This is a genomic window from Christiangramia fulva (genome assembly GCF_003024155.1).
Classification (GTDB): domain Bacteria; phylum Bacteroidota; class Bacteroidia; order Flavobacteriales; family Flavobacteriaceae; genus Christiangramia; species Christiangramia fulva.
Genome location: NZ_CP028136.1, coordinates 3,553,067 through 3,574,582 on the forward strand (window position 1 = coordinate 3,553,067; position 21,516 = coordinate 3,574,582).

24 protein-coding genes are annotated in these 21,516 nt (G+C 38.8%); 9 read left to right on the top strand and 15 right to left on the bottom strand.

Annotated elements, in window-relative coordinates; genetic code table 11:
• Position 1: 1 nt before the first annotated feature.
• Positions 2-1,075 (bottom strand): NAD-dependent epimerase/dehydratase family protein, encoded by a 1,074-nt coding sequence (locus C7S20_RS15945; RefSeq protein ID WP_107013404.1) that lies wholly within the window; start codon positions 1,073-1,075, stop codon positions 2-4.
• Positions 1,076-1,295: 220 nt separating this feature from the next.
• Between C7S20_RS15945 and C7S20_RS15950 the strand changes: the two genes are divergently transcribed.
• Positions 1,296-2,249, top strand: a complete 954-nt coding sequence (locus tag C7S20_RS15950) for an aldo/keto reductase (RefSeq protein ID WP_107013405.1) — start codon at positions 1,296-1,298, stop codon at positions 2,247-2,249.
• On the opposite strand, the gene hisS is transcribed toward C7S20_RS15950, so the two are convergent.
• Entirely contained in the window at positions 2,250-3,620 is a 1,371-nt protein-coding gene (hisS, locus tag C7S20_RS15955) for a histidine--tRNA ligase (RefSeq protein ID WP_107013406.1), read from the bottom strand.
• A 128-nt stretch (positions 3,621-3,748) separates the two neighbouring features.
• Between hisS and C7S20_RS15960 the strand changes: the two genes are divergently transcribed.
• The gene (locus C7S20_RS15960) at positions 3,749-4,987 is read left to right on the top strand and encodes an ABC transporter permease (RefSeq protein WP_107013407.1); all 1,239 of its coding nucleotides are present in this window, start codon (positions 3,749-3,751) and stop codon (positions 4,985-4,987) included.
• A 128-nt stretch (positions 4,988-5,115) separates the two neighbouring features.
• Here the strand turns inward: C7S20_RS15960 and C7S20_RS15965 are convergent, their stop codons facing one another.
• The 4 genes from C7S20_RS15965 to rpsF all read right to left on the bottom strand — a co-directional run bounded on the left by C7S20_RS15965 (position 5,116) and on the right by rpsF (position 6,765).
• Entirely contained in the window at positions 5,116-5,589 is a 474-nt protein-coding gene (locus C7S20_RS15965; protein ID WP_107013408.1) for a DUF6495 family protein, read from the bottom strand.
• A gap of 73 nt (positions 5,590-5,662) precedes the next feature.
• On the bottom strand, positions 5,663-6,112 hold the full coding sequence (gene rplI, locus C7S20_RS15970; protein ID WP_107013409.1) for a 50S ribosomal protein L9: 450 nt from the start codon (positions 6,110-6,112) through the stop codon (positions 5,663-5,665).
• A gap of 12 nt (positions 6,113-6,124) precedes the next feature.
• Positions 6,125-6,424, bottom strand: a complete 300-nt coding sequence (gene rpsR / locus C7S20_RS15975) for a 30S ribosomal protein S18 (protein ID WP_107013410.1) — start codon at positions 6,422-6,424, stop codon at positions 6,125-6,127.
• A gap of 2 nt (positions 6,425-6,426) precedes the next feature.
• Positions 6,427-6,765 (bottom strand): 30S ribosomal protein S6, encoded by a 339-nt coding sequence (rpsF, locus tag C7S20_RS15980; protein ID WP_107013411.1) that lies wholly within the window; start codon positions 6,763-6,765, stop codon positions 6,427-6,429.
• Between the two features lie 169 nt (positions 6,766-6,934).
• Here rpsF and C7S20_RS15985 point away from each other — a divergent pair, with 169 nt between their 5' ends.
• Positions 6,935-7,654, top strand: a complete 720-nt coding sequence (locus C7S20_RS15985) for a LytR/AlgR family response regulator transcription factor (RefSeq protein ID WP_193510773.1) — start codon at positions 6,935-6,937, stop codon at positions 7,652-7,654.
• 15 nt (positions 7,655-7,669) lie between these two features.
• Here C7S20_RS15985 and priA read toward each other — a convergent pair whose 3' ends face one another.
• From priA to nadC, 5 genes are all read right to left on the bottom strand, one after another.
• A complete protein-coding gene (gene priA, locus C7S20_RS15990) occupies positions 7,670-10,123 on the bottom strand; it encodes a replication restart helicase PriA (RefSeq protein ID WP_107013413.1) in 2,454 nt (817 codons plus the stop codon).
• Positions 10,124-10,200: 77 nt separating this feature from the next.
• A complete protein-coding gene (locus C7S20_RS15995; protein ID WP_107014275.1) occupies positions 10,201-10,626 on the bottom strand; it encodes a DUF2147 domain-containing protein in 426 nt (141 codons plus the stop codon).
• Between the two features lie 10 nt (positions 10,627-10,636).
• Positions 10,637-11,197: a chalcone isomerase family protein gene (locus C7S20_RS16000; protein WP_107013414.1), complete on the bottom strand. Its 561-nt coding sequence runs from the start codon at positions 11,195-11,197 to the stop codon at positions 10,637-10,639.
• Between the two features lie 28 nt (positions 11,198-11,225).
• Entirely contained in the window at positions 11,226-12,149 is a 924-nt protein-coding gene (locus C7S20_RS16005) for a YihY/virulence factor BrkB family protein (protein ID WP_107013415.1), read from the bottom strand.
• A gap of 1 nt (position 12,150) precedes the next feature.
• Positions 12,151-13,008 (bottom strand): carboxylating nicotinate-nucleotide diphosphorylase, encoded by an 858-nt coding sequence (gene nadC / locus C7S20_RS16010; RefSeq protein WP_107013416.1) that lies wholly within the window; start codon positions 13,006-13,008, stop codon positions 12,151-12,153.
• Between the two features lie 51 nt (positions 13,009-13,059).
• On the opposite strand from nadC, the gene rlmH reads away from it, so the two are divergent.
• The 4 genes from rlmH (at position 13,060) to C7S20_RS16030 (ending at position 16,886) form a co-directional block, all read left to right on the top strand.
• On the top strand, positions 13,060-13,533 hold the full coding sequence (rlmH, locus tag C7S20_RS16015) for a 23S rRNA (pseudouridine(1915)-N(3))-methyltransferase RlmH (protein ID WP_107013417.1): 474 nt from the start codon (positions 13,060-13,062) through the stop codon (positions 13,531-13,533).
• Between the two features lie 3 nt (positions 13,534-13,536).
• Positions 13,537-14,115 (top strand): non-canonical purine NTP diphosphatase, encoded by a 579-nt coding sequence (locus C7S20_RS16020; protein ID WP_107013418.1) that lies wholly within the window; start codon positions 13,537-13,539, stop codon positions 14,113-14,115.
• Positions 14,116-14,300: 185 nt separating this feature from the next.
• A complete protein-coding gene (locus tag C7S20_RS16025; RefSeq protein ID WP_107013419.1) occupies positions 14,301-16,061 on the top strand; it encodes a DEAD/DEAH box helicase in 1,761 nt (586 codons plus the stop codon).
• 72 nt (positions 16,062-16,133) lie between these two features.
• Entirely contained in the window at positions 16,134-16,886 is a 753-nt protein-coding gene (locus tag C7S20_RS16030; protein WP_107013420.1) for a carboxypeptidase-like regulatory domain-containing protein, read from the top strand.
• On the opposite strand, the gene C7S20_RS16035 is transcribed toward C7S20_RS16030, so the two are convergent.
• Positions 16,883-17,413, bottom strand: coding sequence for an SRPBCC family protein (locus C7S20_RS16035; RefSeq protein ID WP_107013421.1), 531 nt, complete (start codon positions 17,411-17,413; stop codon positions 16,883-16,885). The two genes, C7S20_RS16030 and C7S20_RS16035, sit on opposite strands and share 4 nt — an antisense overlap.
• A gap of 36 nt (positions 17,414-17,449) precedes the next feature.
• Positions 17,450-18,103 (bottom strand): TrmH family RNA methyltransferase, encoded by a 654-nt coding sequence (locus C7S20_RS16040; protein WP_107013422.1) that lies wholly within the window; start codon positions 18,101-18,103, stop codon positions 17,450-17,452.
• A gap of 99 nt (positions 18,104-18,202) precedes the next feature.
• Between C7S20_RS16040 and C7S20_RS16045 the strand changes: the two genes are divergently transcribed.
• Together C7S20_RS16045 and purB are read left to right on the top strand one after the other, a co-directional pair.
• Positions 18,203-18,886, top strand: coding sequence for an SIR2 family NAD-dependent protein deacylase (locus C7S20_RS16045; RefSeq protein WP_107013423.1), 684 nt, complete (start codon positions 18,203-18,205; stop codon positions 18,884-18,886).
• A gap of 97 nt (positions 18,887-18,983) precedes the next feature.
• Positions 18,984-20,321, top strand: a complete 1,338-nt coding sequence (purB, locus tag C7S20_RS16050) for an adenylosuccinate lyase (RefSeq protein ID WP_107013424.1) — start codon at positions 18,984-18,986, stop codon at positions 20,319-20,321.
• A 64-nt stretch (positions 20,322-20,385) separates the two neighbouring features.
• Here purB and C7S20_RS16055 read toward each other — a convergent pair whose 3' ends face one another.
• Positions 20,386-20,985 carry a DUF4252 domain-containing protein gene (locus C7S20_RS16055; RefSeq protein ID WP_107013425.1) on the bottom strand — a complete coding sequence of 200 codons (600 nt, stop codon included), beginning with the start codon at positions 20,983-20,985 and terminating at the stop codon, positions 20,386-20,388.
• Between the two features lie 2 nt (positions 20,986-20,987).
• The gene (locus tag C7S20_RS16060; RefSeq protein WP_107013426.1) at positions 20,988-21,515 is read right to left on the bottom strand and encodes a DUF4252 domain-containing protein; all 528 of its coding nucleotides are present in this window, start codon (positions 21,513-21,515) and stop codon (positions 20,988-20,990) included.
• Between the last annotated feature and the right edge of the window lies 1 nt (position 21,516).

The following is a 21,516-nucleotide window of genomic DNA, read 5'->3' on the forward strand; positions in this document are numbered from 1 at the left end:
ATCACTTCAGGTTATTTGCTTTATACCAGGCATCAGGATCTTCTTTCAGGTTTTCTATGATCACGGGCAAAGTATCCATTAGCCGATGTTTTGGTTCCCAGTCTATAAGTTTTTTCGCTCTTGAAATATCAAGCTCATAATGGTCATCTGCCCGGTCTATCATCCAGGGCTTAATGAAGGGATCTCCTATTAGATTTTGTGTCCAGGCACCGGCTTTGGCAATAGATTTTGGCACTTCATGGGTTTCCCATGCTTTCCCGTGAATAAGTTTTCCTATTTTATCCTGCAATTCCTGGTAGGTGGGAGTTTCGGGTTCACCTATATTGATCGCTATTTCATGAGGCAGGTCATGACGATGCTCCACGGTTTTTTCAAGCGCATCAAGCACATCTTCCAGGTGAACAAAAACATCACCATGGTTGACATCTCCCGAATAAAAATGACTTATTAGTTCTTTTTCATAAATACGTTTGATCTGCTGGGTAATGGGAATGGAATGTCCCATTTCGTTGTAGATACCGGCAATTCTTAAAAAAACGGTATTAATTTTTTCGTTATTTTTCCTGATAAGATCTTCGGTAATGATTTTTGATTCGGGATAACCCCAGTTGGCTTCTACGGGACAATCTTCATGAATTTTAGTTCCCGGTTCCACAGGTTTATAAATCAAATCGGAACTTGAATAAATAAACTGATCTACTTCAAAATCCTGCAACTGATTCAGAAATTTACGGGTTCCCTTAACATTGATCTCATCATAACCCGGGCTATCTTTAGTATTAAAACTATAATAGGCGGCCAGGTGAATGACAGAAGCAATCTTGCTTCCATAACCATAGCGAATTCGCTCCATCGCGGCGTCGATAGCCTTTTCGTCTTTTATATTGAAATTGACACATTCGGCTTCCAATGGCGGATATGGAGGTCCTACTCTATCGAGGCCTACGACCCTGTATCTTTTCGCGAGCCTTTTGATCAGGGAGCGGCCAATAAGACCACTGCTGCCACTAATTACAATGACTTCCTTATCTTCCAATCTCGCCCCTTTTGTGGGGTGATGAATGATTTCATCCATAAATAATGATTGATTTTTTGGTTTGAGGTTATTCTAAATTTAGAAAGAAGGGACAAGAACCCCAAAATAAGAGGCACTTACAGGTGAGGAATTAACCAAATTTTATCAAACTACAACTTTATTTTAACCTTCTGCAAGGATAACTTTGAAATAATAGTTAAATATTCGTCAAACAAATGCTTCTGAAGCAGGAATTTTTATTTTAAAAAAAACTTTGATTATGGAATACAAAAAATTAGGTAATACAGAACTTAAGGCAGCACCCATAGTTTTTGGGGGAAATGTATTTGGCTGGACGGCCGATGAAAAACAGTCTTTCCAACTACTAGACAGCATACTCGAGAAAGGATTTAATATGATAGATACCGCCGATGTTTATTCGCGCTGGGCAAAAGGCAATACCGGAGGTGAATCTGAAAGTATCATAGGCCGATACCTGAAGGAACGAAAGAATAGAGAAAAGCTCATTATCGCTACAAAAGTTGGATCCAGCATGCGGGAAGGAGGTGAAAAAGATATTTCAAAAGAACATATTTTGGAAGCTGTTGATGATTCCCTTCGCCGACTTCAAACAGATTATATCGATCTTTATCTAACGCATTGGGATGATGATAAAACACCTGTTGAAGAAACTCTCGACGCCTATCAAACGCTAATAAAACAAGGGAAAGTAAGATATATAGGAGCTTCAAATTTATCACCCGAACGCCTGAAAGCATCTCTGGAAGCCTCGAAAAATGAAGGATTGCCAAAATATGAAGTTTTTCAGCCTGAGTACAGTCTTATGCAACGGGAAAAATTTGAAGGCGAGATCAGGGAAATCTGTGAAAAGGAAAACCTGGGCGTAATTAGTTATTTCTCGCTCGCCAGCGGATTCCTTACCGGGAAATACAAATCAAAAAGCGACATTGAAGGCCGGGAACGTGAGAAATTTCTGAAAAATTATTTTGATGAGCGCGGAGAAAGAGTCCTGGAAGTTTTGAAAAATACCGCCCGTAAATACGAAGTCTCAGAAGCTGCGGTCGCTTTGAGATGGATCATTCAAAGACCGGGAATTACGGCTCCTATTGCAAGTGCCACTAAATTATCCCAATTAAAAGCTTTTGATGAAGCGGTTGATTTCCAGATGAAAACAGAAGATATGGACGCGCTTACTAAAGCAAGCTCAAAATAGTTATTTTAATTTTTCAATTAATGCCCTGAGGTCTATGGCATTCTGTTCGCCAGATTTCATATGCTTCAGGGTAAATTTTTGCGCTTTCATTTCTTCATCACCCGCCAGAACTACGTAAGGAATATTCCGTTTATCGGCGTGCTTCATCTGTTTGCCCATTTTTGTGTCTTCGGGATACAGTTCAGCAACTATACCTTCTTTTCGCAATTCCCTAACCGCTTTCATTGCATAAAAGGCTTCCTTTTCTCCAAAATTGATAAAAAGGACCTTTGTTCCGGCAGTAACCGTTTCAGGAAAAAGATCAAGCTCTTCCAATACCATGTAAATTCTGTCGAGGCCGAAGGAAATCCCTATACCACTCATATTTTTTAATCCGAAAATACCGGTAAGGTCATCGTAGCGACCGCCACCGCCAATAGATCCCATTTTCACATTTTCAGGCGCGGCAACTTCAAAAATTGCGCCGGTGTAATAATTGAGTCCGCGGGCGAGGGTAACTTCGAGGTCTGGTTTGGCCGTTTTCAAAGGCATTTCTTCAATAGCTTTCTGAATGAATTCAAGCTCTGCAATACCTTTTTTACCTATTTCAGAAGCGGAAAGAATATTCTTCAAACCTTCAATTTTAGCGGCAAAATCGCCATTAAGACCAAAAATTGGCTGAATTTTATCAATGGCTTCTTCTGAAATCCCTTTTTCGCGCATTTCTTTTACCACCCCATCCTTGCCAATTTTATCAAGCTTGTCTAAGGCCACGGTAAAATCGATCAGTTTATCGCTCTCTCCGATCATTTCGGCAAATCCGGAAAGAACTTTACGATTATTGATCTTGATGGTCACTCCATCCAGGCCGAGGCTACTAAACACGGAATCATACAACTGAATAAATTCCACTTCCTGCCAGAGGCTGTCGCTGCCAACCACATCGGCATCGCACTGAAAGAATTCACGAAAACGGCCTTTTTGAGGACGATCTGCACGCCACACCGGCTGAATTTGATAGCGTTTAAACGGAAACTCGATCTCATTTTGATGTTGCACCACGTACCTGGCAAAAGGCACGGTAAGATCATAGCGCAGCGCTTTTTCACTGATTGAAGGGGTCAATTTTGGGCTATCCATTTCCTGCAAAGCATTTTTATCGGCTTTTTTAAGAAAATCTCCTGAATTGAGAATTTTAAAAATAAGCCGGTCTCCTTCATCGCCATATTTACCCATAAGAGTAGAAGAATTTTCGAAACTAGGGGTTTCAATGGGCTGAAAACCAAATTTTTTAAATTCAGTTTTTATCTTATCAAAAATATAGTTTCTTCTTGCAACTTCTTCCGGAGAAAAATCACGGGTTCCTTTAGGGATGGATGGTTTTTGTGCCATATTATTTTCGCCTTCTTTTTTATGGAATGCAAATATCTTAATTTTTAAGCGAACTCGAACAAATTCACAATTTTAAGTAACAAAGCTGTAATTTTAGAGTCTAACCTGTAAGTAAGAAAAAAATAAATATGTTTTCACTGTTCCGGGAAAATATCCGAATAGCTATAGATTCTATCCGCACACAGCCCCTGCGCACGATTTTAACGGTTTTGATCATTGCCATTGGGATTACCGCGCTCGTAGGAATTTTAAGTGCGGTTGCCGCCCTGGAAAATACTATCAGTACTAATTTTTCTTCAATGGGAGCCAATACTTTCAGCTTGCAGAGATATGACTTCAGACGGCAGCAATTTGGCGATCAAAAGCAGAAGGTGAATCCTATCATTAGTTATAATGAGGTGAAACAATTTGAAAATGACTATCAATATCCGCAAACAAATACGGCCATTTCATTTACCGGCACGAACGGGGCAGAAGTAAAATATGAAAATGAAAAGACCGATCCTGATGTGGCGGTGTTGGGGGTAAATGAGAATTTTCTCGGCAATTCGGGACTTGATGTTGAAGAAGGACGCGATTTTAACTTTTTTGATATTAAGAATAATAACAATGTTGCGGTTGTGGGATCAGATTTTAAAGAAGGTATTTTTAAAGGACTCAATCCGCTTGGCAAAACCATTAGTATAAGAGGTGCTAAATTTAAAGTTATTGGAGTGCTGAAATCCCAGGGGAGCACCTTTGGAAATAGCCAGGATCTGCGAGTTTTTATTCCACTGCAGCATGCGCGCTCGCTTTTTTCACAACCTAATATTAATTACAGTGTGAGCGTCAAGGTAAAAGATAAAAATTTTCTTGAACCAGCTCAGGATGAAGCAATTACCACTTTTAGAAATATACGCGGACTCAATCCTATTGAAGAAAACAACTTTGCCATTGAACATAGCGACGACCTGATTAACCGGGCCCTTTCAATTACCAGCGCACTTAATGTAGCCGCATGGATCATTTCTATCATTACCATTTTCGGATCGTCCATAGCTTTGATGAATATTATGCTTGTTACTGTTGCTGAACGCACCCGTGAAATTGGGGTTAGAAAAGCCCTTGGTGCGAAAAATAATACCATTGCGACACAATTTTTCCTGGAAACCCTGGTAATTGGTCAAATGGGAGGAATTTTAGGAATTATCTTCGGAATACTGATAGGCTATACGGTTTCCAAATCATTGGAATTTGATTTCACAACTCCGTGGATGGCGATGTTCTGGGCCACAACAATTACGATCCTGGTTGCTATTCTCGCCGGAAGTTATCCGGCAGCAAAAGCCGCGAAGCAGGATCCTATTGAGTCGCTTCGCTACGAGTAACAGATTTTAATTTATCATTTTAAAAATGTACGAATGTGAAAATAGGTGTCCTTATTTTCTTATTAACGCATTGAAACATACATCTGTTACAATCATCTAATTTCTGATTTTCTAATTATCTGATTAAATCAGTCCTGAACCACATTTTCAAAAAACCTGTATAAATCTCCTTTGGTAATATTGGCACCCTGTTTGATCAGCGCGAAAATGTCTTTATTCCGGTCGTCACTAATGGCTTTTGTAGAAGTATAAATATTTACCGAATCATCCATGAGGTTGTTCTGGAGCCAATTATAACCTTCAGTCGTGGTAATATCAATGGCGTCATTTTCAATCTTAACCGCGATAAGGTTCATAGTCGCAGCCGTTATATTAAAAAGATACATCTGGTTAGGGGAAAAATGCTCCAAATACTCCACCTTATTGAGCACACCTTCCCAAATAAGGTCGCTGAAAATATCCAGTTCCTCTTCGGCTACCTCAGGTTTTTCATTTTTTATCTTATCCCATTCCTCAACAGTTATAGATTGGGTCGCAAGGAAATTTATGAATTCCTGATGCATTTCTTCAAACTGTTCTTTTGTTAATCGGGCGTATTTCATAGATCAACTTTCCTTTAAATAAAACAGCCTGCTCATTTTAGATGAACAGGCTGTAGAATATGAGTAAAATAGATTACGCTTCAGCGACAACGTCAAAGGTGAAGTTAGAAACAACTTCACGATGAAAACGTAAAGTAGCTTCATACTGTCCCAGCCTTTTGATGTTTCCACCAGCGATGCTAATATACTTTCTGTCGATCTCCACTCCTTCTTTAGAAAGGGCCTGAGCAAGATCGGCATCTGTAACTGAACCAAAAAGCTTATCTCCAGCTCCTGCCTTGGCAGTTAATTTGATCTCAATACTATTAAGTTTTTCAGCCTGTTTCTTAGCTTCATCTATATTCTTTTGTTCCTTATAGGCTCTCTGCTTAAGCGTCTCTGCCAAAACCTTCCTGGCAGAAGGAGTTGCCAATTCAGCAAAACCCTGTGGAATAAGATAGTTTCTGCCGTAGCCGTTTTTAACTTCTACAACATCATCTTTAAAGCCTAATTTCTCTACGTCTTTTTTAAGAATCACTTCCATATCTGCCTCTTTTTATTTTAATAAATCACCTACATAAGGCATTAATGCCAGGTGGCGTGCACGTTTTACGGCAGTAGCCACTTTTCTCTGGAACTTCAAAGAAGTACCTGTTAAACGTCGGGGTAACAATTTACCCTGTTCGTTTACAAAACCCATTAAAAAGTTAGGATCTTTGTAATCTACATATTTGATCCCAGATCTTTTAAAACGGCAGTATTTCTTAGCCTTGGTGGTTTCAATATTAAGAGGAGTAAGATACCTGATCTCTCCGTCTTTTTTTCCTTTTGCCTGTTGTTCAATAGATGTTGCCATGATTACGCTTTTTCCTTGTTACGTTTTCTTCTTTTTTCAGCCCATTCGATCGCATACTTATCTAATTTTACAGTTAGATAACGCATCATACGCTCGTCTCTTCTGAATTCAAGTTCTAAAGGCTCGATCACTTCACCGGGAGCCTTAAATTCGAATAAGTGATAAAAACCACTTTTTTTGTGCTGGATTGGGTAAGCAAGTTTTTTTAGCCCCCAGTCTTCTTTAGCTACCATCTCGGCCCCTCTCGAAACAAGAAAATCTTCGTATTTCTTTACTGTTTCCTTTATCTGCTCATCAGATAAAACGGGATTCAAGATGAAAACAGTTTCATAGTTGTTCATAAATTCTTTTACTTTAAATTAAATCGGGTGCAAAAATAGAACTATTATTTCTTATTTCAAAGCTTGTTAAGAAGGATAAAACACTATTTTTGTCGGTGAAACTCATTTTTGCCTTGTATTTCTAATTTTTAATGAGTAATATTGTTTAAAGTCTAACCAATACTTAATCGTGGAAGAAGTTTTACTCAAATGTGCTGTTGTAGATGATTCCAGCCTTCAGCGGCTCTCCATAGTCAAGCTGATAAAGGATCATCCTAACCTCAAATTAGTTGCTGAATATAACAACGCCATAGAAACAAAGAACGGACTGCTCGATGTTGAGACCGATCTAATTTTCCTGGATATCGAAATGCCCATTCTTTCAGGGTTTGAATTACTTGATAATCTTCCTAATAAACCCCAAATTATATTCGTAACCGGGAAGACAAAATATGCTTTTAAGGCTTTTGACTACGATGCTGTAGATTATATTCATAAACCAGTTACAAAAGAACGTTTTAATAACGCGGTAGACAAAGCAGTTAATCTTTATAAACTGAAGCACCAGACTGCTGTCCCCGAAGATGATGATTACATTTTTGTAAAGAGCAATCTTAAAAATCGCAAGGTCTTCCTGAGTAAACTGAAGTATATACAGGCTTTGGGTGATTATGTGAAATTCGTTACCGAAAAAGATAATTTTGTGGTGCTTGCCACTATGAAATCCTTTGAAAAGCAGTTGCCCAGCGACCGTTTTTTAAGGACTCATAAATCTTATATTGTCAACCTGGAAAAGATCGAACGCTATAACAGCAAGCATGTGGAAATTGAAAAGGAAAAACTTCCGCTAAGCCGACATAAAAAGAATAATTTAGTAGAGGCTCTCGAAGCCATACAACAGGAAGGATAAGTTCCCACATTTTTTTTACTGAGGATCTACGTTCGCAATTACTCTTACCGCGCGATAGGCTCCTATGGCCCTGAAACTGCTGAGAATACGATCCACCATTTTTTTAGTTTTCCCTAGGGATTGTTTCTGTGGGATCTTTAAAAGGATATTTTTATAATATTCATTTCGGATACGCGCCACCGGTGGAAATTCAGGTCCCAGGACATATCTTTCAAAAACATTTTCCAAAGCCTGTGCCAGCCACGCTGCAGCTTCATTAGTTTTTGAAAAATCACGGCATTTTATGGTTAACCGTATTAACCGGAAATACGGCGGATATTGATACTGATACCTTTCTTCGAGCTGTTCTTTATACATTGCCTCGTAATTCCCCGTGGAAACCTGTTGAATGATCTGGTGAAAAGGATTGTAAGTTTGTATAAGTACTTTCCCACGTTTTTGTGTTCTTCCTGAGCGTCCTGCTACCTGCAACATGAGTTGAAAGCTTCGTTCGTGGGCGCGAAAATCAGGGAAATTCAGCAAATTATCGGCATTCATGATCCCTACCAGGTTTACTTTCCTGAAATCAAGTCCTTTGGTAAGCATTTGAGTACCCACAAGAATATCGGTTTCATGATTTTCAAAAGCCGCAATGATCTTTTCATAAGCATATTTCCCACGGGTGGTATCCTGGTCCATTCTTCCTATCTTCGCTTCTGGAAACAATGCCTTCAATTCGGTTTCCACCTGTTCAGTACCAAAACCTTTGGTTGAAATTTCCGGACTCCCGCACGCCATACATTTTTCCTGCATTGCCATATGATAGCCGCAATAATGGCACCGAAGCTGATTATTATGACTGTGGTAAGTGAGGCTCACGTCACAGTTGGGACACTGCGGCGAATGTCCGCAGGTATTGCATTCCAGAATTGGGGAAAATCCGCGGCGGTTCTGAAACAGGATCACCTGCTCCTCCTCATTTAAACTTTCTCGTATTTCTTCAATAAGCCTTTCCGAAAAATGGCCCGTCATTTTCCTTTTGCGATGGGCCGTTTTTATATCTACCACTTCAACTTCCGGCATCAAAACATTCCCAAACCTGCGATTTAACTCCACCAGCTCATATTTATGATGTTCTGCATTGAAATACGATTCAAGAGAAGGTGTAGCTGACCCCAATATAATGTTAGCATCAAACTGTTTCGCCAAAACAACTGCGGCATCACGGGCATGATATCTTGGAGCGGGATCAAATTGTTTAAAAGTAGATTCGTGTTCCTCGTCAACTACCACTAAACCCAGGTTCTGGAATGGCAGGAAAATGCATGACCTCGCCCCTATTACAATTTTGCCTTTTTCTGAATTCTGAAGCACATGCCGGTAAATCTCCACCCGCTCGTTCATTGAATATTTACTGTGATAAACCAGAACCTTTTCACCAAAATAATCCTGAAGTCTCTTGATTAACTGGGTAGTTAGCGCGATTTCCGGAAGTAGATACAGAGCCTGTTTACCTTCGTTCACTGCCTTTTCAATGAGTTTAATGTAGATCTCGGTTTTACCAGAGGAAGTTACACCATGCAGCAAACACACCTTTTTTTCGTCAAAAATACCCTGAATTTCATCAAAAGCTTTTTTTTGATATTTATTAAAGGAAATTCCTGTATTGGTGATCTCCCCCGTAAATTTTACCCTGTCAGTCTCCTGAAAATATTCCTGAAGTATTTGCTTGTCCAACAGGCTTTTTAAAATAGATGAAGTAGCTTTGGACTCCTTCAACAGCTTTTTTACGGTCAAAGATTTTTTGGTACCGGCAGTTAACGAAAAATAGGTTAAAATTACCTGTCGCTGTTTCGGGGCGCGGGAGAGTTCATCTAATAATTGATGCATCTCGCTTTCAGCCTCAAACTGCCGATTCAGCTTTACATATCGCGTCTGTTTAGGACTGTACTGTTCATAAATTTCCTGGTTTAGCATCACCAGGTTTTTCTCGGTCATTTTATTGATCACCGGTAACACTTTTTTCCTGTCCAGCAAATCTTCAATCTCCCTTATTTTCATAGAAGATTGTCGCTGAAGTGCTTCTAAAACGAGAAATTCATCGTCGTCCAGATTATTTTCGTCATAAGACGCCTGTTTATTTAATTTAACCACACTTTCACTTTCCAGGAGAAAGGCTCCCGGAAGTGCAGCTCGCATCACCTCCCCTTCCGTACAGAGATAATAATTCGCGATCCAGGTCCAGAACTGTAATTGTTTTACATCCAGAATAGGACTAACATCAAGAATTTGGTGGATGGGTTTGGCCTCATATACCTTCGGAGCTTCATTATGTATTTTCCCAACAATGGCTGTATAAATCTTGTTTTTGCCAAATTGAACAGCCAATCTCATTCCGGGCCTTATAAAAGCTGCTTCCTCTTCTGTAAGGCTGTACGTAAAGCGCTTATCAAGAGGCAAAGGCAATATAAGATCAACAAAAAAAGCCATAGTAATTGTGCGGTTAAAGAAATAAAAAAAGCCAATTTATCAAAATTGGCCTTATATATAGGAATTCTAGAAAAAATTTACTCTACTCTTTCCCAGGTTTTGGTTTTATAGAAGAATGCGAGGTATCCTCTTACTTTAAGAAGATCGGGGTTATTTTCTTTTAGCCAGATTTTACATCGGTATTCTTTGCCCTTTTTAGGATCAACGATATGACCTCCAACATATTTATCACCCTCTTTATGGAGCCCTCTCATGATCACCATTCCTTCTATAGGTTTATTCTTAAGCTCTCCATCACATTTTGTACATACACGGTCGCGATCTTCTTCCTTCATTATTTTCACCACTTTGCCGTAAATCTTACCATCTTTTTTATAGACTTTTATTATGGAGTTGACTTTACCGTCACTATTGAAGTTTTTCCATTTACCGGTAACGTCCTGCGCATTTAAAGAAAAGCATAGAAATCCCATGCAAAATAAGTAGGTTAAGATATTTTTCATAGCTGATTTTTTATTTTCCGAGCATAGCTTTTTTGAGGTCGTCATCTGCTGGATGATTAGATAACCAGATTCCAAAAAGCGCCTTTTTAAAGTCCATTCCAGAAATTTTCCCTTTTTCTGCACCATTCTTATAAACTGTCACACCTGAAGAAGGAAGGTAAACAATGTCAAAAACGTCATTTTTCTTTATCTCCTCCATAAAAAAACTTTTAAATTTTTCAATTTTTGGGTCCAGCGCCCTGGTATTTCCTCCTGTAGAATGCTGAAAACCCTCGTCTACCGCTTCTATCATTTTTTTACTGGAAATAAGCTTTGAAACAATATGAAGTTTGATGGACATAGGTTCATTAGCCGAAAGGATCTCTTCGGCATTAGATGATTTTTGGGAAAGGTATAATCCTCCGGCATAAAGGTCTATCCATAATTTCTCCCGAACTCCGGCGCCGTTAAGAACCAACTCATGATTCTGGAAAGTTTCCTTTTGAGGTAAGGTTACGCCTGCAATAGTGGTTTGAGCCATAGAAATGCCCATTCCAAGAAAAGCGAATAAAATAAAGCAAGTTATTTTCATATAAGTAAGTATTTTGGTGGTACTAAATTTATTTAAATTTTTTCTTCAGTTTAATAAGAGAGGCATTTAATTCAAATCCCAACAATAACACGTTAGAATTCAGCCAGATATAGAACATCAGTATCAGCAGTGCTCCAATAGACCCGTATAGCTCATTATAACTTGAAAAATTGGTAATATATATACTGAACAAAACTGTGGTAATTACAATCAGAATAGTTGTGAACAAAGCTCCAACCGAAAAAAACTTCGCCTGCCTGGCTTCCCGCGTTCCAGAATAATAAAGGATTGCCACAGCGATGTAAACGAGCACAATAAAAGCACAGTACTGAATAATAGATGCTTCTATAGTATCCTGACTTAGTAAACTATTCCCTGAAATATCATCTATCGCATACTCCAGAAAAACCACCAGTATTACAGAAATGAGCAATAACAGTGCCAGCACCAGGGAAACACCAATAGCGACGACATATTGACGAATAATAGATCTATTGGTTTTTGTATGATAACTGAATTCAAAGCCTGTAAAAATAGCGTTTACGCCGTTAGTCATCAAGAAAATAGAGAGAATAAACGAAAAGGAAAGCAGGCCACCACGTGGATTCTTTGCAATATCTTCAAAAATGGCCCCAAAAAAATCGGATGTTTCCGGCGGCAGGAGATTATCGATAAAAACAAGAAATTCTAACTGAAAATCTTCAATAAAGGTGATATACGGGATCAGGTTTAGCACGAATAACAAGAACGGAAATATTGCCATAAAGAAGGAAAAAGCAATAGAGCTTGCTCTTGTGGAGAAAGTTCCTTTTATGATTCCCCCTGTGTAAATCACCCATAAATCGTGCAGGGATAATCCTTCAAGACCCGGCAGGACAATTTGTTTGGTTTTGCGTTTCCACCAATTGGATATACTTTGGATTCTTGATTTTATCGCCTCTTTTAGAGACATATTACACAGCTTTTAGGCTAAGATCAAGATTATAAACCGAATGCGTTAGTGCACCACTCGAAATAAAATCGACACCACATTCGGCGTAGCTTCTGGCAGTTTCGAGGGTAATCCCGCCACTGGCTTCGGTTTGACATCTTCCATCTATAAGTTCAACGGCTTTACGGGTATCTATAAAACTGAAATTATCTATAAGAATGCGATGTATTCCATCAGATTCTAAAATTTCACTTATTTCTTCCAAATCTCTGGCTTCAACAATAATTTTGAGGTTTAGATTTTTTTCTTTTAAATAAGCTTTGGTTTTTTCAATGGCCTGAGTGATCCCACCGGCAAAATCGATGTGATTGTCTTTGAGCATGATCATATCGTACAAAGCAAAACGGTGGTTCTCTCCTCCACCAATTTTCACTGCCCATTTTTCTAATGCACGAATCCCCGGGGTGGTCTTTCTGGTATCCAGGATCTTGGTTTTCGTTCCTTCCAGTTTTTTTACAAATTCTGAAGTTTTGGTAGCAATCGCACTCATACGCTGCATGGCATTGAGAACCGTTCGCTCAGCTTTTAAAATGCTTTGTGATCGTCCTTCCAAATAAAAAGCAACATCTCCATACTTCACATACGTACCATCGCTGATCTCTTTTTTAAATCTCAGGTCGCTGTCAAGGTACTTAAAAACTTTTTCAGCGAATTCAACTCCGGCAAGGATGCCTTTATCTTTTACAAGCAATTTTGCCTTTCCCCTGGCATTTTCAGGAATACAGGCCAGGGAGCTGTGGTCGCCTTCGCCTATATCTTCCCGCAGCGCATTTTTTATGATTAATTCAATTTCTTTATCAAATTGTTCCGATGAGATCATTTTCTCTGCTTATTTTTGTAAATGTAATAAAGTCTCCACTAAATTAAGGGCATGACCATAAAATTAGTCTGTATAGGAAAGACCGATAATCAAGAACTTGACAACCTCCTTAAAATTTATTCTGATCGGCTTCAGCATTATATAAAATTTGAAATTGATATCATTCCCGATCTAAAGAAAACGAAAAATTTAAATGAAAATCAGCAGAAACAAAAGGAAGGACAATTGTTACTTCCGGGTTTTGAGAATTCAGATTTTGTAGTTTTGCTTGATGAAAAAGGAAAACAATACACATCGGAAGAATTTTCAGCTTACCTTCAAAAAAGAATGAATACAGGCCTGAAACGGCTTATTTTCGTCATTGGCGGGCCCTACGGATTTTCAGATGAAGTCTACACCCGGGCGAATGCAAAGATTTCGCTTTCAAAAATGACATTTTCGCACCAGATGGTCAGGCTTTTTTTTACCGAACAACTCTACCGCGCGTTTACCATTCTTAAAAATGAACCCTATCACCACAGATAAAGTATGAAATTAGTTTTTGCAACGCATAATCCCAATAAATTCCGGGAAATAAAAAGCATCCTTCCCAAACATATCAAACTACTTTCACTGGATGATATTGGCTGCGAAGAAGATATTGAAGAAACCGCGGCGACCATTGAAGGAAATGCGAAGCTTAAAGCCGATTATGTGAAAGAAAATTACGGTTACGATTGTTTTGCAGATGATACAGGACTTGAAGTTGAGGCTTTGAACGGAGCTCCAGGTGTTTATTCTGCCAGGTACGCCGGCGAACCCAAAAGCGACGAAGCCAACCTGAACAAACTCCTGAAAGAAATGGAAAATATTTCTAATCGTAAAGCCAGGTTCAAAACGGTAATTTCCTTACGACTTGGCAAAAATCACTACAGTTTTCCGGGTATTTGTGAAGGTGAAATTTTAACCGGAAAACGGGGGGAAAAAGGTTTTGGTTATGATCCTGTTTTTCAACCAGAAAAACATAAAAAAAGCTTTGCCGAGATGAATTTGGAAGAAAAATCGGAAATCAGCCACCGTGCAAGGGCATTCAAAAAACTTATTGATTTTCTGAAAGACCAGGAATAAAAGGTCATTCCGGGGTTTTTCTGCATTTAAAATTCAAAGCTTATTTATCAGAAATAAAAGTGTATATTTGCCGCTTGAAATTCCTCAGGGTGAGGATGTGTTACCGGAAGTTTTGGTTTTTAAGTATGTCGATTCGCTTCTTATGTAACACCTACATATCATAATCGGAATACTTACAATTTAAAATGAACCAATTCGAGGAACTTGGTCTGGACCAACAGGTTTTACAGGCCATAGCTGACATGGGTTTTGAAACCCCCAGCGAAGTACAGGAAAAAACAATCCCAATTTTATTAGATCAGGAGACCGATCTTGTGGCTCTTGCCCAGACCGGAACAGGAAAAACCGCTGCATTCGGATTTCCATTAATTCAGAAAATTTCTTCTGAATCCCGGAAAACACAGGCGTTAATCCTTTCTCCCACACGAGAGCTCTGTCTTCAAATCACCAATGAGCTGAAGAACTATTCCAAATACAAAAAATCACTTCAGGTGGTGGCTGTATATGGAGGAGCGAGCATTACCGATCAGTCCAAACAGCTTCAAAGAGGCGCACAGATCATTGTGGCTACTCCGGGAAGGATGCAGGATATGATAAGAAGAAATCTGGCCGATATATCGAATATCGATTATTGTATTCTTGATGAAGCCGATGAAATGCTGAATATGGGCTTTTATGAAGATATCAAATCGATACTTTCGCATACGCCAAATACCAAAAAAACCTGGCTTTTTTCTGCGACCATGCCAAAAGAGGTCGCTAAAATCGCCTCTAAATTCATGAAAAATCCGGTAGAAATAACCGTGGGCTCTAAAAATATGGGTACCGATAATGTTTCTCATGAATATTACCTGGTAAACCATCGTTATCGTTACGATGCCCTTAAAAGACTGGCCGACGCGAATCCCGATATATTTTCGGTGATCTTCTGCCGCACAAAAAGAGATACTCAAAAAGTTGCCGAAAAACTTATTGAAGATGGCTACAATGCAGCTGCACTTCATGGGGATTTAAGTCAGAACCAGCGTGACCTGGTAATGAAGAGTTTCCGTACAAGACAAATCCAGATGCTGGTAGCGACTGATGTTGCTGCGCGAGGAATTGACGTTGATGATATCACTCACGTGATAAATTATCAGCTTCCCGATGAAATTGAAACTTACACCCACCGTAGCGGACGTACGGGACGCGCCGGAAAAACCGGGACTTCCATGGTGATCATCTCCAAAAGTGAGGTCAGGAAGATTAAAACCATCGAAAAGATGATTCAGCAGCAATTTGTACAAAAACAAATTCCTGGTGGAAAAGAGATCTGCAAGACTCAGCTTTTCCACCTGGCCAGCGACATAAAGAAAACCGAGATCAACCATGATATCGATCCATATTTGCCTTCCATAATGGATGTTCTTGAAGGTTTTTCAAAAGAAGAGCTGATCAAAAAAGTTTTTTCGGTTGAATTCACACGTTTTTATAATTACTATAAAAATGCTCCTGAACTTGGTTCTGATATTACCGCGTCCAAACAATCTTCAGATGGTTCTACACGTTACTTCCTGGGCTTGGGCTCAAAAGACGGTTTTGACTGGAAAAGCCTTAAAGATTTCCTGAAAGAACAATTGAACCTGGAACGCGATGATGTTTATAAGGTAGATGTTAAAGGCAGTTTTTCATTCTTTAATACCGATGACCGCCTTGCGAACCATGTACTGGAAAGTTTTCAGAATTTCAATTACCAGGGTCGTGATGTGACTATTGAAATCACCAAAGAACAGAGCAAAGAAAGATCACCAAGAAGAAAATTCAGTAAATATTCAGATTCTGATGGCTTTGGAGGTAAGAAATCTGGCCGAAGAACAAGGGGACGTGATGGAAAGAAAAACGGTCGCAAAGTGAGTCACGGTAAAAACATCGAGAATTCAATAAAACGAAGAAGATCTAAGAAATAGAATTCATTTTTCAATAAGCATCAGTTTGGCATTGTTTTTTATCAGGATTTTATATTTTTAGGCCCGATTGTTATGAAAAGAAACCTATTTATACTATTCCTTATGATTTCCGGAGTGTCGTTTGCCCAGCAAACCATAAAGGGAACTGTGATGAACGCCGCCAATGATCAGCCTCTCGAAAATGTGAATATCGTGAATCTTAATCAGGTGGTGGGAGCTATTACTGATGAAGAAGGAAATTTTAAAATTAAAGCCGAGGTAAATGATACGTTATATTTCTCTTATCTCGGTTTTCGTTCCATTCGTGTTCGCGTGACCAACGACTGGCTTAAGTACGGCAACGTAAAGGTTAAAATGACCGAAATAGGCATGGCTTTGGAAGAAGTTACCCTGAATTCGGTAAAACTTACGGGTTACCTGGAGATCGATGCGAAAAATATTCCTATCTACGACAATCACAGGTATAGTATTTCGGGTTTAAATACTGGTTATGAAGGTGGCGACCACTCTCCGGGCGCGGTGACAAAAACACTTCGATCCTTATCAAATCCGGCTGATTTGGTCTATAATATCTTCGGAAAACGGCCCAGGCAGATGCGAAAATTGAGGCAGATGAAAGATGATGAAAATATCCGTGATCTACTGCGCAGAAAATTCGACCGTGAAACACTGATGGCTTTATTACAGGTCAATCGATCAGAAATCGAAGAGATTTTAAATCACTGCAACTACTCAAAAGATTTTATGAAAACGGCCAATGATCTTCAGATCCTGGATGCCATCAATGGCTGTTACGAAGAATATAAAGCTCTTCAAAAAAATTAGCGGGATTCAAGAATCTGCTTCAGGTTTTTCAATCCGGTTTCAAAATTTTCTCCCAGGGCTTTTTCAGGAGTATAAAAAAGACTTATTATAGTTAGTGGAAATGCCAGAGCTCCCCGCGCTCCCCATACCATTTTGGTCTTTTCGGGCTCAATTTCCTTTACACCAATATAAGTGAGGGCATTTACTTTTATAGGTTTTATAAATAGTATCTTGGTTTCCAGTACCCTGCCCTGTTTTGCTTTTACAATTTTCTGAATTCCTTCACCGGCTTTACTGTTCCCTTTCCAGTAAAAACTGGAATCTATTTTCCCGTCAATACCCTTATATTTTTTAATCGCATCAGGATCCCTTTTAAACCAGGGAATCCAGTAGGGCTGATTCTTTAACTGCCTTACAAAATTAAATACCTCTTCACGAGGTTTATTGATTACGATGGTTCGGTTTATGTCATATTCTTTCTTTGCCCAGGCGTGCAGAAAGGCAAAAAATGTGATGATTGCGATAATGATATAAAAAAACAGCGTCATTGGTTAGCTCTTAGGGCGATTAAAAGTTACAAATAATTACTGATTCAAAAAGCGCTCAATAATTTGGTCGCTATTTTTAATGCTTTTTTTGGTCCATTCCATTTTAAGTTCCAGTTTCTCTTCATCAGATAACTGCCAGCGTTTTTCTGATTTTCTGAGTTTTTCAGTGAGCACGTGCAGTATTATGGCTGCGGAAACCGAAATATTCAAACTTTCAGTAAATCCAACCATGGGAATATGTAAGGTTCTATCGGCTTCTGTGAGTATTTCTTCTGATAAGCCCTCTTTTTCGGTACCAAAAAATAAAGCGGTTGGCTGATCAAATGAAAAATCTTCAGGAGTCATGGACTTCTCATGCGGACTCGTCGCAACAATACTATATCCTTTATTCCGAAGTGCAGAAATGCATTCTTTTGCAGTTTTATACCTGTTCACATCAACCCATTTTTGAGCACCCATCGCGATTTGCTTGTCGATACGCTTGGGAAAACGCTCTTCTATGATATGAATGTTTTGAATTCCGAACACATCACAGCTCCGTAGGACGGCACTGGTATTATGCAGCTGATACACATCCTGAGTAGCAACTGTAAGATAATTAGTTCTTTGCGCCAGCACTTTGTCAAAAAGCTGTCGGCGCCGTGGAGTAAGGTATTCCAGAAGGTACTCTAAAACTTTTGTATTTGTCATTGAGGTAAAAATAGGAAATCCAAACTTACTTTAACAAATGGAATTCGCTGTTTTCCCTCGAGAAAATTTTTTATCTTTTAAACAGTTGAAAAATAAGGTATGGAAAGAATTGTTGTTTTGACAGGAGCAGGTATAAGTGCCGAAAGTGGGATTAAAACCTTTAGGGATGCCGATGGGCTTTGGGAAGGCCACGATGTAATGGAAGTCGCTTCACCTGTAGGGTGGCAAAAAAATCAGGAACTTGTTCTGGATTTTTACAATAAACGGAGGCGACAGTTACTTGAAGTTGAGCCCAATGAAGCTCATAAGGCACTGGTACGCTTAGAAAATAAATATGATGTACAAATTATAACCCAGAATATTGATGATTTGCATGAAAGGGCTGGAAGTTCCAATGTCACACACCTGCATGGGGAATTGTTAAAAGCGCGCAGCACTTTTGACGAAAACCTTGTAATGGATTGGAAAAAAGATATCAGGATAGGTGATTTTTGCGAGCATAATTCTCAGTTAAGGCCTCATGTAGTATGGTTTGGAGAGGCGGTGCCGATGTTTGAAAAAGCTCTTAAAATCACTGAAAAAAGTGATATTCTGATTATTATTGGCACTTCTATGCAGGTTTATCCCGCTGCAGGACTGGTAGATTTTGCACCAAATGACATTCCGATCTATTTTATTGATCCCAAACCTAACATTCATGAAAGCAGAAATTTAGAAGTTATTCCTAAAAAGGCTGTTGAAGGTGTACCCAAACTGGTGGAAAGATTGTTGAACCAAAACTGAATTTTCATAGTATTTTCTTCCAACTTAAATTGAGCAGGTAATTTTTTTCTAAATTCCTAAAAAGTATCTTTGTCCTTTAATTTACAAACGCTAAAAAATGACCTCTCTTTCTGCAATTTCTCCAATAGACGGCCGGTACCGGTCAAAAACCAAAAAACTGGCAGCCTATTTCAGTGAAGAAGCACTAATTCGATACAGGATAAAAGTTGAAATAGAATATTTTATAGCGCTTTATGAACAGGGACTACCCCAGCTTCAACAGGTAGATCCGGGAAATTTTGAAAAGCTTAGAGAACTTTATAAAAATTTCACCAGTATTGATGCACAGGCTGTCAAGGAGATTGAAAAAGTCACCAACCACGATGTTAAAGCAGTTGAATATTATTTAAAAGAAGAATTTGAGAAATTAGGGATGTCTGAATCAAAAGAATTCATTCATTTTGGACTCACCTCACAGGATATCAATAATACCGCTATTCCATTAAGCCTTAAAGATGCTGTAAATGAAGTTTATATCCCCTCGCTTAACGCATTGCTGGAAAGGCTTAAAGAATTGGCCAAGGAATGGAAAGACATTCCGCTTTTAGCCAGAACCCATGGTCAGCCAGCTTCACCTACGAGGCTCGGGAAAGAGATTAATGTCTTTGTGGAAAGGCTGGAACAACAGTTAAAACTATTGCACCAGGTTCCGCACGCTGCAAAATTTGGAGGGGCCACAGGTAATTACAACGCTCATAAAGTGGCCTATCCCGATATGGACTGGCAACAATTTGGGAAGAATTTTGTAGAAAAAAGCCTTGGGTTACATCACTCCTTCCCTACCACCCAAATTGAACATTACGATCATCTCGCGGCTCTTTTTGATGGCTTGAAACGTATCAATAATATTTTTATTGATCTGGATCGGGATATCTGGACCTATATTTCAATGGATTATTTCAAGCAAAAGATCAAGAAAGGGGAAATTGGATCATCAGCCATGCCTCATAAAGTCAATCCGATTGATTTTGAGAACAGCGAGGGAAATTTAGGTATTGCCAACGCTATTTTTGAACATTTATCAGCAAAACTTCCGGTTAGCCGATTACAGCGCGATCTTACTGACAGCACGGTGTTAAGAAATATTGGTGTTCCTTTGGGACATACCATTATTGCTTTTAATTCTACCTTAAAAGGATTGAATAAATTATTGCTGAATAAAGAAAAACTTAATGCCGATCTTGAAAATAACTGGGCGGTAGTAGCTGAGGCCATTCAGACTATTTTAAGAAGAGAAGGCTTCAAAAATCCTTATGAAGCATTGAAAGGCCTTACCAGGACGAATACTAAAATTACCCGCGAAAGCATTTCAGAATTTATTGATCAACTGGAGGTTTCAGAAAAAATAAAGCAAGAATTAAGACAAATAAATCCGCAGAATTACACCGGAGTATAGAAAATTAAAGAGGCTGTTTAAAATTTCTTCTAAACAGCCTCTTTTTCAACTAATTAATCTGAATTTATATAGAATCTGAAAGAGTTTGGCTGGTTTCGTGATCACCTTGAAGAGAATCATCACTTTTCTTCGCAGAATTTATGATCTCCCCAATATTTTTAATTCCTTCTATATTTATATCATTTCCGTCAAGGGATTTCATGAACTTCATGATCTTTTCCGGATCCATATTCTCGCCTAAAACACGGGCAACACCTAATCCCTTTTCATCATCATAGCCGTAAACAATAAGCTCATCAATGGCATCTTCTTCGCCAGTAAAATAAAGTGCGGCTTTTTTATTACCTCCGCCATATTTCATTAAAAGCTGGTATTTTTCATCCTTAAAAATATCATTTAGCTGGGCTTTTTCTTCTTCAAATTTCTCGTGATCGGTATTGGCTTTAAGGGCCAGTAAATTGATCTTTTTTACTGAATTTAAAGTAGATTTCTGCTCCTCATCCAGGGAATCCATATTCGCAAACATACTGGTAGGAATATCAAGGGCCAGAAAATCTGAATCTTCCTGATTTTCGACGTAAAATTTCTGTAATGACTTTTCATTCTCACAGGATATAAGTACCCCGACAAAAAGCAGCACTAATAGGATGTTTATGTTTTTCATAATTAAGATTTTTTATTGACATTTTTCAATTCTTCGGCACCAGGCACTTTAAGGTCGGAGGTTAGTTTAGACAATTGAGAAAGATCTATCTCGCCTGTAATACTGAGTATTACCGTCATAGGCTTATCATTGTCTGTACCCTGCAGATACATAAACAGCTCTTTCACATAATTATCGTTTTTTCCGGGAATTGAATAAAATTTGATGTTTTTTCCATCTTCACTAACCCGCATAAGCTCATCCATAGAGTTTTTCTGAAGATAAGATTTTACGTCACTGGCCATTTGATTCTGCACCTTTGAATCTGAAGTTTTATAGATTTGGATCCTATCCAAATTTTCTATGAGTTTCATGTAAGCGCGAGCTTCAGGATCATTATCGCTAAGGTCAACTTTCGCCAGCATCTTAAACATTTTGCTGGTCATCACCATGGCATCTACCTCTTTCATGTCTTCGTATTTTTCAAAATTCTGAGACTGCGACAAGATAGGCAGCAGGCTTAACAGGAGTGTAATTACTAATCTATTCATG